A 16,070-nucleotide genomic window follows, 5' to 3' on the forward strand; every position below is an offset into this window, starting at 1 on the left:
TCTACTAATGGAGGTTGTTAAAAATCAAGAGGTTCGTGCAGCTCCATACGTTCACCAGCACCGCCCGGAACAACGTATGTAGTGCAACAGACAAATTGACTTTTTTTGAGATTCGCCCACCCCCTAAACCCATCGTTTTAGAAGGACGTACCAATGTGGCTTTCTGAAAACAACTACTCGTATTTTCGCCAGGCGCCCAGTATACTTCCTGTTATAGTATACACGATTACACTTACACCGCCATCAATGAATGAAAGCATCAATGGTCTCATGGAGAACATATCTTTTACGATCGTTTCACAGAGCACGAAAACTATCCCAAACAGCAAACCCGTAAGAAATCCGCTGGGCAGCGACTTGACGGGGATCCGGGTGAATATCCAGCCCACTGTGTAGGCCATAAATGAAGAAGATACGATACTTGCCAGGTATGGTGCCGGGCTTGTTCCTGATTTAATCTGCTCTTCCGTAAATCCATTTAAAAGCATCCAGGAGTCGGAAAAGATTGTATACCAAAGCGCAGGGACGACTTGTCCTAATACGACACATACCAGTACGGCCCAAAGATTGACAGATTGTTTTCTCATAAAAAAGAATTTTACCTGGTCATCAGAAGCATTTACGCCTATCAAATATAATACGTTTGAGCGTATTTAGCTTTCCGATTTAAGGTTTAATGAATTCAATATTTCGTTTCAAACCCGCGTATTTGGTTCTTTTAAGTGGGGATTTTCTAAACAATTCAGCAAATACCTCCTCCGTAATTTCCTCCCAATCACGCTTCGTAAACTCCTCCAACCCGGTTGATAACGAAAACGCTGAGGTAGTATTGGGTTTGGCAAAACGATTCCACGGACAAACATCCTGGCAGATATCGCAGCCAAAGATCCAGTTTTCAAATTTCCCCCGGGCCTCCTCCGGAATAGCCTCTTTCAACTCTATAGTATAGTAGCTGACACATTTGCTCCCATCCACCACGTACGGTTCAATGATGGCATCCGTTGGACAGGCGTCCAGGCATTTGGTACAGGTGCCACAATAATCTTTCACAGGGCCGTCGTGTGCAAGATCCAGATCGCAGATAATCTCCCCGATAAAAAAGAAACTACCCATGTCCCGATTCAGTAAATTAGAATGCCTGCCCACCCAGCCCAAACCACTTCGAGCCGCCCATACTTTGTCCATCACCGGAGCCGAATCGACAAATATGCGCCCATTTACCTCGCCTATTTCGGCACTGATGGCTTCCATTAAAGCTTGAAGCTTTTCCTTCAAAACAAAATGATAATCCTTTCCGTACGCGTATTTGGAAATTTTAATATCATCTCTACTTTCAGGCAATGTTTTGGCAGGGTAGTAATTGAGTAGCACGGAAATAACAGAACGGGCACCCTCAACAAGTTTCCCGGGATCAAGTCGCATATCGAAATGGTTGGCCATATAGCTCATTTGCCCGTGGTGATTCAGCGCAAGCCATTTTTCCAGACGAGGGGCTTCCTGCTCCAGAAACTCGGCCCTCGAAATGCCACAAAAGTCGAAACCCACCTCCTGGGCCCGCCGCTTGATAAGGTTGCTACGCTCCTGCCGGATCAGATCATCTGTTGTCATAGGGCAAATGTAGAAAAAGGATTATAAATGCCATCTTGTCAGTATTTTTGCTGCTGGCAAAGTAATTTAACACTATATGAACGATTAAAAAGTGATAACATTACAGGAAAACTATGCCTAAAAATACGGATTCCAACATAGATCAAGACAACATGAACGAAATGAACGAGGTAAACTCCACCGTTGACACTGACAAAAAGGAAAGTGAAGGTAATATTGATGTCTCGAATTCTGAAAATCCAGAGGACACAGCCACAAGCCCAGCAATGGGAGACGTATCCGAAGAAAAAGATCCGATTGAGGGATATAAATCGGAAGTTGCCGAATTGAAAGATAAGTATCTTCGCCTTTACGCCGATTTCGAAAACTTCCGCAGGAGAACGGCCAAAGAGAAGCTTGAAATGATTTCGGGAGCAAGTGCGGACATGGTAAAATCGATCTTGCCCATTGTGGATGACTTTGAAAGAGCCAAAGTTTCCTTTGACTCTTCAACCGAAATTGAAGCGCTGAAGGAAGGTGTTGATCTTATTTACACAAAGCTTTACAAAACCCTGGAATCCAAAGGCCTCAAACCGATGATTTCGAAAGGAGAAGCTTTTGATGTAGAGATTCACGAATCAATTGCACAATTTCCGGCCCCATCTGACGATCTCAAAGGAAAAGTGATAGACGAAATAGAAAAAGGTTATTATCTCAACGATAAGGTACTCCGGTACGCAAAGGTGATCGTCGGCGCGTAAAATACTATCGAAACAACAAAATGGCAAAGAAAAGAGATTTTTACGAGATACTTGGCGTGGAGCGTGGCGCTACGGCTGATGATATAAAAAAGGCTTATCGCAAGCTGGCGATAAAGTTTCACCCTGATAAAAATCCGGATGATCCTACTGCCGAAGATAAGTTTAAAGAAGCCGCGGAAGCTTACAGCGTTTTGAGCGACGATTCTAAGCGTCAGCGCTACGATCAATTTGGCCATGCGGGTGTGGGTGGAGCTGCTGGCGGTGGAGGCGGTTATGGCGGAGGAGGTTTTTCCATGGACGACATTTTCTCCCAGTTCGGGGATATTTTTGGTGGAGACAGCAGCCCATTCGGAGACATTTTCGGTCGGCAGGGTGGTGGCAACGGACGCCGTGTGCGCAAGGGTTCTGATTTGAGAATCAAGCTAAAACTCAATCTCGAAGAAGTAGCCAACGGCGTAGAGAAAAAAATAAAAGTAAAACGGCATGTAAGCTGCACTACCTGTGGTGGTAACGGAGCCAGGCATGGTACCGCGCTTACCAACTGCGGTTCATGTAACGGTACGGGCCAGGTTCGTAAAGTGGTGAGTACCATGCTCGGACAGATGGTATCCACCAGCACGTGTCCAACCTGTAACGGCGATGGCAAGATCATCAGTGAGCGTTGCGATTCCTGCGCTGGCGAAGGTCGTTTATTGCAGGATGATCTCATCACGCTGAATATACCCGGCGGAGTTGCCGAAGGCATGCAGCTTTCTATGTCGGGCAAGGGAAATGTTCCCTCCCGTGGCGGAGTTGCCGGCGATTTGCTCATTGTGATTGAAGAAGAAGAAGATGCACAATTGAAGAGAGATGGTAACAACATTGTCTTTGACATGCACCTGAGCTTTGTAGACGCCGCATTGGGAACCTCAACCGAAATCCCGACGATCGATGGCAAAGCACGAATTACTGTGGAGCCCGGTACACAGGCTGGCAAAATTCTACGACTGAAAGGAAAAGGGATCAAGGACCTGAATGGTTACGGGAAAGGAGATCAACTGGTTCATATCAATGTATGGACGCCTCAGCAACTGTCGTCAGACGAGCGCGAAACCTTGGAATCTCTTCGCCATTCGCCTAATTTCCAGCCAAAACCCGGAAAGAATGAAAAAGGATTTTTCGATAAAATGAAAGACTTCTTTCATTGACGGGCACTGCCCGTTTTAAATTTAAAAAAGCTGTCACTGTACGTGACAGCTTTTTTATTGACTTGGAATGAGCAAGCCGGTTATTTAGCATACTGACAATATCCTTACCTTCGTGAGATCAACAAAGCAACTTCTATGAAAAAAATATTTTTTATCCTGGCCATGTTTTCCTCCGAATCCCTTTTGTCCCAACCTAACACGCCCAACCCAGTCGGACTTACGATTGCTACTTACAATGTAAGTATGGAGGCGGAAAATTATGTTCCGAGAGGAACCAAAGGAAATTCGGAGCAGATACTGATCAACCAGCTCGATTCAGGAAATAACGTTCAGATCAGAAATATCGCCAGGATCATACAGACCGTAAGACCGGACATCATCCTGCTCAATGAGTTTGACTATATCCAAAATCCGGATCAGGGCGTTAGGGCTTTTATTAAAAACTACTTAAACATCGGCCAGGGAACAGCGCAGGCAATTGACTACCCCTTCTATCATTATGCACCTGTAAATACCGGCCAGCCCAGCCCGTATGATTTGAACAATGATGGGAAATCGGAGCGATTTGGAAACGATGCCTGGGGATTTGGTATGTATCCCGGGCAATATGGAATGCTTCTCCTGTCCAAATATCCCATTGATACAAAAAACGTAAGGACATTCCAAAACTTCAAGTGGAAAGATATGCCGGGAGCGTTGAAACCGCTAAAAGCGGATGGGAGCGACTGGTATTCAGCCGAAGCATGGGCTCAGTTTCCTTTATCATCCAAATCCCACTGGGATGTGCCGGTGCTGGTTTCGGGCCAAACCATACGTGTTTTGGCAAGTCACCCCACCCCACCCACTTTCGACGGGCCAGAGGACCGGAATGGAAGGCGCAATCACGACGAGATCCGCTTCTGGAAAGATTATATCAGTGGAAGTGCCGGGGCTTACATTATTGACGACAAGGGGAAATCCGGGGCTTTAACCCCTCATATCCCCTTTGTAATTCTTGGGGATCAGAATGCATCTCCTGTAGAAGGTGATGCACGTGCGGAAGGAATCAGGTCGTTGCTGGCACATCCAAATATCAACGCGGCGACTATACCTGAAAGCAGAGGAGGTGCCGCACATTCTCCCAACAATCTGAATGCCAAAAACCATACGGCTTTCTGGCGCATGAGAGCGGATTACGTATTGCCTTCAAAATTTGGATTCGACATGATGGACAGCGGTGTATTTTGGCCGGCAGCCGGTGAGCCTATGAGTGAGTTGGTTGAAAGAAGGGAAGCAAGCTCTGACCACAGGCTGGTATGGGTAAAAGGAAAATTAAGAAAATGAAAATATTCTTAAAGCTTAACTCCTTTCTTTAACAATAAGCATAACTGTCCTATGCAAAGCTCCACGAAACGAATAGCAAGTGTGTAGATCAATTCACATTCCTGTATCTCCTCACCTACTCATCTTATTGCTATTTCCAAAGCATGGTTACTTAGCGTCAAAAGCCACTCCATTAAGGGTTTACGAACGCTTTTTATAAAACATTTGATCAACTTCTTTGCAATAGCAATCATAAAATATAACTTTCGCCTTTCCGCCAATTTATCAACTTAAACTAGGAACAATGAAAAGTACCTTTTTAGCTACGTGCTTCATCGGACTCGGATTATGTATTTCATCTTCTCTGTCGGCACAAGACCTTTCCAAACAAAAAGTACCGTTGGATCCCAGCGTTAAAATGGGAAAGTTAAAAAACGGAATCACTTATTACATCAAGAAAAATCAGGAGCCTAAAAACAGGGCTGAACTAAGGCTGGCGGTAAAAGCAGGATCCGTGCTTGAAACAGATGCGCAGCAAGGACTTGCTCACTTCATGGAACACATGAACTTCAACGGCACAACCAACTTCCCCAAAAACGAGCTGGTGAATTTCCTTCAAAAAACCGGGGTGCGATTTGGAGCAGATTTGAATGCCTATACTGGTTTTGATGAAACCGTATACATGCTCCCCATTCCGACCGACTCGGCCGGGCTGCTGGATAAAGGACTTCAGGTGCTGGAAGACTGGGCACACGGGGCTTTGCTGGACCCTGCCGAAATCGAGAAGGAAAGAGGTGTGGTATTGGAAGAATCCCGCATGGGACGCGGCGCACAGCAGCGGATGCGGGACAAATACTTTAAGATGATCCTGAACAATTCACGCTATTCGGAACGGTTGCCGATTGGAAAGGATAGTATCCTGAAATCATTCAAACCGGAGACGATCAAAGCTTTTTATAAGGATTGGTATCGCCCCGACCTGATGGCGGTTATTGCTGTGGGTGATTTTGATGTGGCAAAAGTCGAAGCCACAATAATTCAGAAATTCAGCTCGGTCCCGGTTGCCGTTAAGCAAAAAAAACGAATCGAATACACCATTCCGTTAGACGGGTCAACCAACATTGCCATCGTCACCGATCCTGAATATCCTCAGAACGTAATACAGCTGATTTACAAGCAACCTGGCAGCAAAGAAAAGACGCTTCAGGATGTGCGTAACAACATTGGCAAGCAGCTTTACAATTCGATGATGGGGCAACGTATGCAGGAACTTACGCAGAAAGCGAATCCGCCATTCCTGTATGGAGGCAGCGAATACGGGGACTTCCTCGGCAATCTGGATTCATATACCTCTGTTGCCCTTGCCAAAGATGCAGGATCCATGGAAATGGCTTTAAAGGCCTTACTGGAAGAAAACGCAAGGGTGCAAAGATTTGGGTTTACTCAAGCCGAGCTCGATAGGGCGAAAAAGGATTTCGTCAACGCCATGGAGCAGTATTTTAAAGAAAAAGATAAAACCAAATCGGCCAATCATGTTCAAGAATACCTGGATCACTTTCTTCACCAAAAACCCTTTATGGGCATAGAAGCTTACTACAACCTGGTAAAGAAAAATATTGATGGCGTTTCACTGAGTGAAATCAACGCTTTGGCAAAAAAATACATTACGGATAAAAACCGTGCGGTGGTGGTGATGGGCCCCGAAAAAAGTAAAGACGCCCTGATCACCGAACAAAAGATCCGAACGATGCTGGCTGAAACAGGCAAAGATGTGGTTGCTTATGTAGACGATGTATTGGATTCACCTCTTCTGAAAACTGAACCCAAGGGTGGAAAAGTGGTAAGCGAAAAAGCTTTCCCAAAACTCGGCATGACCGAGCTTACCTTATCCAATGGCGTAAAGGTGATGCTAAAGCCGACCGACTTCAAGAACGATCAGATCTTACTGAAAGCCACCGGAAAAGGCGGTTATTCCCTTTTCCCGGACGAACGTGAAACGGGTATGTTTGCAAGCTACCTGATCCAGTCGGGTGGCGTGGGACCATATAATCAAACCCAGCTGCAAAAATTCCTGGCGGGCAAAACCGTGAACGGAGGGCCATTCCTGAATGAGCTTACCGAAGGTGTTGGAGGTAGTACCAATCCAAAAGACCTGGAAACAACATTACAGCTTCTGTATGCCTATTTTACTGAACCACGTAAAGACGAAGCCGTAGTGGCAGGTGTCCTTGCCAATCAAAAAGCTTATCTCGAAAACATTCGGAAGACCCTTACACCTGAAAAAGTGTTTTCGGATACCATGAATGCAGTGCTAACCAGCAATAACCCGCTACGCCGGCCGCTTACTCCGGAGAGTATCGACAAGGTTAGCCTGGATCGTGCCATAGAAATATACAAAAACCGATTTGCCGATGCTTCTGATTTTGTTTTCACATTTGTGGGAGCATTCAAAATTGAAGAAATCAAGCCCTTGCTTGAAAAATACCTGGGTGGTTTGCCCTCCACGGATCGCGATGACACGTTTAAGCATCCGAATATTTACCCGCCCAAAGGACGTATCGAAAAAACAGTCTACAAGGGTCTGGAACCCAAAAGCCGTGTATCTCTTATTTCAAGCGGAGAATACGAGTATAGTCCTGAAAACAACATCCAGATAGAAGCTTTGCAGGAAGTTCTGCAAATCAAGCTCATTGAAGCACTTCGCGAAGAAGAGAGTGGGGTGTACGGTGTTGGCGTGTCGGAAAGCACCGACAAATTCCCAACAGGACATTACAAATTCAGTATTGGATTTGGGTGTGCACCTGAGAATGTGGATAAACTTGTAAAACGGGTAAAAGAGGAAGTGGATAAAATCAAACAAAACGGAGCCGATCCGAAAGATATCGAGAAATTTGTGGCTGAAACAAACCGTAAAATGGAAACAGCGCTCAAAACCAACAATTTTTGGCTCGACTACCTCGATGAAAACACGTTTTTGGGTGACGATCTGGAAGAAGTTTTCAGGCAGGATGAGTTGCTTAAATCAATAACCGTGGCAAGCACAAAAGCTGCCGCAAACAAATATTTCAACGATGACAATTACATCAAAGGTGTGCTGATGCCGGAGAAGAAATAAGACATCAGCCCCGGCGAAACACTTATAACAATTTACATTGACCCAGGGCATGTGCCTTGGGTCAATTTCTTCAGGTTATATATTATTTTGGATAAATTTTCTTTAATCCGTCAATCAGAAACATCAGGTCGTTTAACCGGATTTCATACATTGTACTGAGCATCATACCCAACTTACCCGGCGGTAGGCCTTCCCGTTCAAACCATTCCAGATAAGAAACCGGCAAGTCTATAATGAGCCAGTTTTTGTATTTACCAAAAGGCATACGGTACCCGATCAGCTCCCTGAGAATTTCTGTGTTTGGTTGTGGTATTTCTTTCATTCAGTGAATCATCTTCTGTAAATACATCCCATCAGCGTCTTAACGCGCCCTCAGCTTCATAATCAACTCCGTTTTCAAATCAAACAACTGCTTCTCCAGGCCCACTGGATAGGTATGCGGATTGACAAACCGTTTGATGCCTTTATGAAATTGGGCCAGCTGGTCCTGAACACGTCTGCGTGTTTCGTGAATAGAAGGCAGCGCATATACCAGGTGACCCATAGAAAACACAGGCACCAACAGGTCCTCATACTCCATGGTTTCAGAGAACGAACGATTCCGGGTAAAATCATAGGGATCGACCATTGTCACCGGCTCGTTGATAGGCGACTCAATATTATAGATCATGTCGGAAACAAAACCTTTCGCGTCCTTGAAACGGCGGACCTGCTGAATTCCAGGAGTCGATATTTTAATTGCCTGCTCGGATAATTTTAGCTTGTAGTCCCACTCACCAGCATCATTCTTAATGGCAGCCAACTTAAACACTCCGCCTAGCGCCGGCTGATCAAAGGCAGTTACAAGCTTTGTTCCTATTCCCCACACGTTGATCCTTGCCCCCTGAATTTTCAAGCTGCCCATAATGTATTCATCCAGATCGTTACTGGCAACAATGCTGGTTTTTTCAAATCCCGCTTCGTCAAGCAGCTTTCGGGCCTCCATACTCAGATAAGCCAGATCACCCGAATCAAGCCGGATGCCGGTTAAATCATATCCCCTTTCACGTAGCTTCAGACCCACCCTAATGGCATTCTCAACACCGCCAAGGGAATCGTACGTATCCACGAGCAACGTTACATTGTTTGGCATAAACTGTGCATAAGTCTCAAACGATTCCAGCTCGCTATCAAAGGACATCACCCAGCTGTGCGCATGGGTGCCTTTCACCGGAATACCGTAAAGCTTACCGGCCAGCACGTTAGAAGTAGCATCAGCACCTCCAATGTAGGCTGATCTGCTTGCGGTCATCCCGCCATCCGGCCCCTGCGCTCTCCTGAGGCCAAACTCAAGCAACACGTCATCCTGGGCAGCAAGTCGCATACGTGAAGCTTTTGTGGCTACCAGCGACTGAAAATTAATCAGGTTTAGCAGGGGAGTTTCCAACAGTTGACATTGCAGTATGGGGCCCTGAACCCTCAGAAGGGGTTCATTGGGAAATACAACAGTGCCTTCTGGTACAGCATGAACACTGCACTTTAATTCCATGGAACGGAGATACTCCAGAAAACCGTTCTCAAATAAGGGTTTCCCATCGCTTCCACTCAGGGAAGCTACATATTCCAGATCGCTTTCATCGAACCGGTATTCCATCAGATAATCGATAACACTACTAAGTCCACAAGCAACCGTGTAACCTCCCTGAAACGGATGTTTCCTGAAATAAAGGTTAAAAACGGCTTCCTGCTCAGCCTTACCTGCCTTCCAATACCCATAAGCCATGGTAAGCTGATACAGATCGGTTAACAATCCCAAAGAAGTATCATATAATCGGTTTATCATTTTTATTCCGGGTATAATTGAATACCGATTTAATAAAAATTCCCGGATATTTCTACCCAGGAATTTTTATTGTTTGTATTTAAAAAGCAAATAAGCCCAAGTTTGAAATAACCGGGAACCCGCTAAGACCGGGCCGCTCGGCAGCTGCTGGGGTCGCACCCCATCCGTCCAAAGTGCCCTGGGTCCATTGACAAACAATGGGTTCTACCATTCCACACATCTCAAGGTTCAATTTAAGGCCATCCACGGATTTACACTGAATCCTGCACCTCTCCCGTCTTTACCCCTATTTGATAAGAAAAAAAATCACACAGAATGCAACGAATGCATCAACACATGCATCTATGATTCAACAGAACTCCACACTTCCATTCAAATTAAAAATCTACCACTTATGTAATAAAAGGTTCTATGTTATACATGGTACCTATATTTGAAGCATCGGAGACAACAACGGTATATAATGAAGCTGAATAAGGTTGTCTTCAACAATAAATCTATTAGCCATGAAATTTTTTATTTGCCTGACCGCAGCCTTGCTGCTGTGTGTTACTTATTTGCCTGCGCAAAACCTTTCGGCATCGGCCGGACCTGGGTCCTCTGTGTCGGGAGCTGTCCTGGATGAAAAACAACGGCCCCTCCCCTTCGTAAATATTCTTCTGTTGAACCCCGCAGATTCCACGCTGATCAAAGGATTAGCAGCTGATGACCTGGGAAAATTCAAATTTGAACAAGTTGATCCGGGTAAGTATGTAACGCTTGTTTCAATGGTAGGTTTCAAAAAGGCATACAGTAAGATCTTTACGGTGGCTACCACGCCGGTAACGCTACCTGCTATCCAACTGAAACCCGATGAGACTTCCCTGAACGAAGTGACCGTCGTGGCAAAAAAACCATTTATTGAACAGCAGATCGATCGAACCGTTGTCAATGTTGAAAACAGTATCGTTGCATCGGGTGCCACTGCACTGGAAGTGCTTGAACGAGCTCCCGGTGTGGTGGTAGATCAACAAAACAACCAGCTCAAACTCCGGGGCAAGGAAGGCGTAATCGTTCAAATTGATGGCAAACAAACCTTCCTGTCGCAGCAGGAGCTCATGACGCTACTAAGAAACACGCCTAGCGATAATATTGAGAAGATTGAGCTCATCACCAATCCATCGGCCAAATATGATGCCTCCGGCAACTCAGGTATCATCAACATTAAGATGAAAAAGAATAAGAACTACGGCACCAATGGAAACGTAAACGTAGGTGCGGGGTATGCCCGTTACGGCCGTGGAAATGCCGGTATCACTTTGAATCACCGCGAAGGCAAGTTCAATACATTTATCAATGGTGGCAGCTTTTTGAATAAAGGTTTTAATAATAACCAAATATACCGCAAGATCCCTTATGAAGATCGGGTAACCATTTTCGATCAGAAAACCGAGCGCACCAATCAGTCACAGTACTACAATCTGAGAGCAGGGGTAGATTATTACGCAACGGATAAAACAACTATTGGAATTCTGGCTTCCGGATTTTACAATAATTGGAATAATCCATTCGGGCAAACCAATACCAGGATTTTAAATCAGGACCAACAGTTGGAAAGAACGTTCAGAACCAATCTTTTCAACGGAGGTAAAATACAAAACGGAAGCGTGAATGTAAACCTCAAACATGAATTTAACGATCAAGGCAAAGAGATAACCTTTGATGCTGATTATGTAAATTATAATGGGAAGAAGAATAGCAATCTGGACACCCGGTATGCAAAACCCAACGGTGAGCAGGATGGCGCTCCGGAAATAGTAAGAAACTTTATGCCTTCGCAAATAGACATTGTCGTTGCAAAGGTGGACTTCGCCCAACCCTTATGGAAAGGTAAATTTGAAACAGGCGTAAAATCGAGCTACGTTACGTCCGACAACAACATGGTGTTCGAAACAAAGCAGGACGAGTGGATTCTGGATCCATCAAGATCCAATCGATTCAAATACACGGAAAACGTCAATGCTGCCTATCTCAATTACAATGGAAAACTCAACAAAAAAGTGAAATATCAGCTTGGTCTCCGTGGTGAACACACCCATTCGGTTGGAAATTCGATCACACTCAATCAGGTAAAGGACCGCAACTACCTCAATTTGTTCCCTAGCATATTCGTCTCCAACCAGCTGGATACCAACAACGTCATTAACCTTTCATACAGCCGCCGGATAGACCGCCCCAACTATCAGTCGCTGAATCCGTTTGAGTTTTATCTGGATCCCTACACCTTCCAGAAAGGGAATCCAAATCTCAAACCACAATATACCAATTCATTCCAGTTGGTGCACGTCTACAAAAGCTTCCTTAGCACCACTTTTGCATATAGTCGGATCAAAGATATGATCGCCGACGAACTACCGCAGCAGATCGCTTCTGAAAACAAAACATTTGTAACATCAGACAACCTCGACAATCAGGATAATCTGAGTCTTACGATTTCGCTTCCTATACCAGTCACAAAGTGGTGGAACGTACAATCAAATTTCACAGGTGTGTACAACCATTATAAATCGTTTTACCTGGAGCAAAATCTCGAAATCAAGCAGGCTTCCTGGAACATGTACCTGGCCAATCAGTTGACGCTCAAGAAAGGATGGTCGGCTGAGGTTTCAGGCTGGTACAACAGCCGCGCATTTTACGGCCTTTACGCAGCAAAACCCATGGGTATGGTCAATGCAGGAATACAAAAAACCCTTCTTGACAAAAAACTTACGCTGCGGGTCAATGTGGACGACATATTCTGGACCAACCGGTTTAGGGGTACCGCTCTTTACAAAGACATTGATTTCAGGGTCAGGGCGCAGTGGCCAAGCCGTCAATTGAGAGTTTCTGTTTCCTACCGCTTTGGCAATCAGAATGTAAAAGGCGCCCGTCAGCGCAACACTGGATCGGATGATCTTCAGCAACGGGCAAAAGGCGGAAGTTAATGCTGGAATTTCGGCCAAACGAGGCCTTATTCATAAATTAGTTAGGTTAATAATGCAGAAAATCCATCACGCAGCTGGCGTGATGGATTTCTTATTTGAATTCTATTCTGATAAATTTCAGGCTTCCAGCGCTGCAACACCCGGAAGAACTTTTCCTTCCATGTATTCCAGTAATGCGCCTCCTCCTGTGGAGACGTAGCTCACGCGATCACCATAACCGGCATTGTTTACAGCGGAGGCCGAATCACCACCCCCGATCAACGAGAATGCATCGTTATCCTCCGTAGCAGCTACAACAGCCTTCGCAATGGCATCGGTTCCGATGGCAAAGTTGGGGAATTCAAATACGCCCATCGGACCATTCCAAAGAATGGTTTTCGAAGAAGCGATAATTTCAGAAAATAGTTTGACCGATTCAGGACCAATGTCCAGACCTTCCCAATCGTCCGGGATTTGCCCAGCAGGTACCGTTACTTTTTCTGCCTCATTACTAAATCTATCTGCAATAACAGTATCCACAGGTAACACCAAATTCACTCCTTTCGCTTTGGCTTTTTCCACCAATTCAAGCGTGAGATCCAATTTGTCAGCTTCCAGAAGCGATTTTCCAATTTTACCTCCGGCAGCTTTGGTAAATGTATAAGACATTCCGCCGCCAATTATCAAATTATCGACTTTGTCGAGCAGACGTTCTATAATCAGTATTTTATCCGAAATCTTGGCTCCGCCCATAATGGCAGTAAAAGGACGTTCCGATTGCTCAAGAAGCCTCTCCGCATTATCAAGCTCAGCCTGCATTACATAACCTGACACTTTATCTTTGAAAAATTTGCCTATCACCGCTGTCGAAGCATGTGCCCGATGCGCCGTTCCAAAGGCATCCATTACCCACACATCTCCTAGTTTCGACAATTTCTCAGCAAACTCTTCATTTCCTTTCTCTTCTTCTTTGTAAAAGCGGAGATTTTCCAACAAAAGTACTTCTCCGGGCTCGAGTGATCCGGCAAGCTCCACAGCACTTTCTCCTATGGCATCATCAGCAAACTTTACTGTTTTTCCCAGGATCAACGAAAGCGGATTTACAAGATGCTTCAGGGAATATTTTTCAGTAGGGCCGTCTTTAGGCCGTCCCAGGTGCGACATCAGAATAACAGAACCGCCATCGCCGAGAATTTTACTAATCGTTGGGATCGTCGCACGAATTCGCGTATCATCTGTAATCTCGAACTTATCATTGAGAGGTACGTTGAAATCAACACGAACCAAGGCTTTTTTACCTGAAAAATTGTAAGAATCTAATGTAGTCATGGGCAGATAATATTGTTTTTCATTCAAAACAAATGTAAGCCAATTCTTTATTAAATACTACGTTTGACTAAAACCGAGCTTACTCGCATTACAATAATCCTATTTTTACTATTTATTTTTCAAATCAGCCTGATTCAACATCTTGAAACTGATTCTCGGTACCTGATGTTGAATACTTATTCAGCTCGAAGCAGACCCGAAAAAATGTTTGGGTTGAATCAAATTGCAATATTTATCTTTACGCATAATTAGCTTCTTTTTTGTCTACCGTGCCAATCGTTGAGTTTCCGCAAGATCTGCCACCAAAATATTATCACGATTATTTTGGATACGTTCTCGAGTTTGTGCGTAAAATGTACACGCCGGTATTGAATGAAAGTGAAAAACAATTCTTGCGCGACTATCAGCACCTTTCAGAAGACGCACAATGCCTTTTCATCAGATTCAGCAATCGCAGCAAGTCTTTTTTCCGGGTACAGTCCCTTGCCTATGCTGAAATCAAGGATATTCCCGCCGTGCTGGAAGAGCTACTTGAAAAGAAATTTATCGAATCGCTCTGCGACCAGCACGTTGATCGCGCCGGGGAAATCATGGACCTCTTTACCAAACCGGAACATCTGCAGCTTACCCGATCACTCGGGCCTGACATAATGCCTGCTAAAAGCATCAAAAAGCCAGACCTGGTACGTTGGCTGTTACACGAATATGATTTCCTTGAATTACTCGCGCTAATCTGCGAAAACGAAGCCGTTGTAAAGGTCTGTTATGAAGCAGAAGTGATGCTGATGAAGTTCCTTTTTTTTGGCAACCGGCACGCTGATATGACCGAATTTGTGGTACGAGATCTGGGTCATGTCAGGTTTCAGTCCTTTGACGAAGAGCATCTGGCCATACAGTTTGAAACCCGTAAAGATGTGGACGACACCCTGATGGTGTCCCTCATGAAGGAAACATTTGATGAATTAAAACAGGAACTACCCCCAGAAGAAATTTTTGACTGGTTCATGAACTGGCAAACCGGCATTTCAGGGACATTGAGCTCAAAAGCACTTCCTGCCTATCACTTATACGTGCTGCGTGTTGGTGCCTGGCTGGAACGCAAAAAAATGTTATCGCAGGCACTAACAACCTATCAGCTTACCAACGATGCACCCTCGCGGGAAAGAAGAGTACGCCTGCTCTACAACCTTGGTTTTACCGACGAGGCACTGGCACTGTGTGAGGAAATAAAGGAAAACCCAAAGAACGCAGATGAAAGATTCTTTTGCCTTGATTTTCACGAACGCATTCTCAATAAAAAGAAGCGGACAGTAAAACGTACAACCCAGGCATTAAAATCGGCGGATGCCATTGAAGTGCCGGTGATGTACCGGTATCAGGTTGAACTGGGTGCCATCCATTACTATCGCAATCAGGGCTTTCAGGCATTTTTTAGTGAAAATGAACCCTGGCGATCCCTTTTTGGCTTGTTGTTCTGGGATATTATCTATGACACCAACGTACAAGCCATACACAACCCGCTTCAGCGCGTGCCCTCCGACTTTTTTTTACCTGATTTTTATTTCAAAAGATCTGCACAACTGAAGTCACGAATGGCACTTGCAGATACGCGTGAGGCAATTGAAAAAATGGTGACTGAGACTTATCAGGAAAAGTTTGGGATCACCAATGTACTGGTTTCCTGGTATGAGGGATCTTTGGAAAAGGTGCTCACTCTGATCTCCCTGCTTACGCCCGATCAAATCCATGCAATCCTTCTGGAGATTGCATATAATCTCAGAGAAAACACAAGGGGGTTTCCTGATCTGCTTGTCTGGAACGAAACGGAATATGCTTTTATAGAAATAAAGTCCCCAACCGACCATTTATCATCCCGCCAGTTGCACTGGCAGCATTTCTTCGCAGAAATAGGTGTTCAAAGCCGTATCGTTAGGGTAAACTGGATTAAAGACCTTTGAGCTCTTGCATCGAGCGGAGTACAAGGCTGCGGGAAACCCAAACCCTTATCGCAAATAAGTTCAGAGA

11 protein-coding genes are annotated in these 16,070 nt (G+C 44.9%); 6 read left to right on the plus strand and 5 right to left on the minus strand.

Annotated features, from left to right (window positions below; all coding sequences use genetic code 11):
• Positions 1 to 173: 173 nt before the first annotated feature.
• Together DYADSP32_RS11050 and queG are read right to left on the minus strand one after the other, a co-directional pair.
• Positions 174 to 587, minus strand: coding sequence for a DUF1761 domain-containing protein (locus DYADSP32_RS11050; protein WP_149242677.1), 414 nt, complete (start codon positions 585 to 587; stop codon positions 174 to 176).
• Positions 588 to 666: 79 nt separating this feature from the next.
• On the minus strand, positions 667 to 1,608 hold the full coding sequence (gene queG / locus DYADSP32_RS11055) for a tRNA epoxyqueuosine(34) reductase QueG (protein WP_149242676.1): 942 nt from the start codon (positions 1,606 to 1,608) through the stop codon (positions 667 to 669).
• A 113-nt stretch (positions 1,609 to 1,721) separates the two neighbouring features.
• On the opposite strand from queG, the gene DYADSP32_RS11060 reads away from it, so the two are divergent.
• From DYADSP32_RS11060 to DYADSP32_RS11075, 4 genes are all read left to right on the plus strand, one after another.
• Positions 1,722 to 2,348, plus strand: coding sequence for a nucleotide exchange factor GrpE (locus DYADSP32_RS11060; protein WP_149242675.1), 627 nt, complete (start codon positions 1,722 to 1,724; stop codon positions 2,346 to 2,348).
• 20 nt (positions 2,349 to 2,368) lie between these two features.
• The gene (gene dnaJ / locus DYADSP32_RS11065; protein ID WP_149242674.1) at positions 2,369 to 3,535 is read left to right on the plus strand and encodes a molecular chaperone DnaJ; all 1,167 of its coding nucleotides are present in this window, start codon (positions 2,369 to 2,371) and stop codon (positions 3,533 to 3,535) included.
• Between the two features lie 135 nt (positions 3,536 to 3,670).
• Positions 3,671 to 4,858 carry an endonuclease/exonuclease/phosphatase family protein gene (locus DYADSP32_RS11070; protein ID WP_149242673.1) on the plus strand — a complete coding sequence of 396 codons (1,188 nt, stop codon included), beginning with the start codon at positions 3,671 to 3,673 and terminating at the stop codon, positions 4,856 to 4,858.
• Positions 4,859 to 5,141: 283 nt separating this feature from the next.
• Entirely contained in the window at positions 5,142 to 7,952 is a 2,811-nt protein-coding gene (locus tag DYADSP32_RS11075) for a M16 family metallopeptidase (protein WP_149242672.1), read from the plus strand.
• An 82-nt stretch (positions 7,953 to 8,034) separates the two neighbouring features.
• Here the strand turns inward: DYADSP32_RS11075 and DYADSP32_RS11080 are convergent, their stop codons facing one another.
• Both DYADSP32_RS11080 and DYADSP32_RS11085 read right to left on the minus strand, forming a co-directional pair.
• Positions 8,035 to 8,274: a DUF3820 family protein gene (locus tag DYADSP32_RS11080; protein WP_149242671.1), complete on the minus strand. Its 240-nt coding sequence runs from the start codon at positions 8,272 to 8,274 to the stop codon at positions 8,035 to 8,037.
• A gap of 39 nt (positions 8,275 to 8,313) precedes the next feature.
• Positions 8,314 to 9,774: a nicotinate phosphoribosyltransferase gene (locus DYADSP32_RS11085; protein ID WP_149242670.1), complete on the minus strand. Its 1,461-nt coding sequence runs from the start codon at positions 9,772 to 9,774 to the stop codon at positions 8,314 to 8,316.
• A gap of 506 nt (positions 9,775 to 10,280) precedes the next feature.
• On the opposite strand from DYADSP32_RS11085, the gene DYADSP32_RS11090 reads away from it, so the two are divergent.
• Positions 10,281 to 12,737 carry an outer membrane beta-barrel family protein gene (locus tag DYADSP32_RS11090; RefSeq protein ID WP_149242669.1) on the plus strand — a complete coding sequence of 819 codons (2,457 nt, stop codon included), beginning with the start codon at positions 10,281 to 10,283 and terminating at the stop codon, positions 12,735 to 12,737.
• 117 nt (positions 12,738 to 12,854) lie between these two features.
• Here the strand turns inward: DYADSP32_RS11090 and DYADSP32_RS11095 are convergent, their stop codons facing one another.
• Positions 12,855 to 14,045 carry a phosphoglycerate kinase gene (locus DYADSP32_RS11095; protein WP_149242668.1) on the minus strand — a complete coding sequence of 397 codons (1,191 nt, stop codon included), beginning with the start codon at positions 14,043 to 14,045 and terminating at the stop codon, positions 12,855 to 12,857.
• A gap of 269 nt (positions 14,046 to 14,314) precedes the next feature.
• Here DYADSP32_RS11095 and DYADSP32_RS11100 point away from each other — a divergent pair, with 269 nt between their 5' ends.
• On the plus strand, positions 14,315 to 16,003 hold the full coding sequence (locus DYADSP32_RS11100; RefSeq protein ID WP_414618162.1) for a VRR-NUC domain-containing protein: 1,689 nt from the start codon (positions 14,315 to 14,317) through the stop codon (positions 16,001 to 16,003).
• Positions 16,004 to 16,070 lie beyond the last annotated feature (67 nt).

It is taken from the genome of Dyadobacter sp. 32, assembly GCF_902506755.1.
Lineage (GTDB): Bacteria > Bacteroidota > Bacteroidia > Cytophagales > Spirosomataceae > Dyadobacter.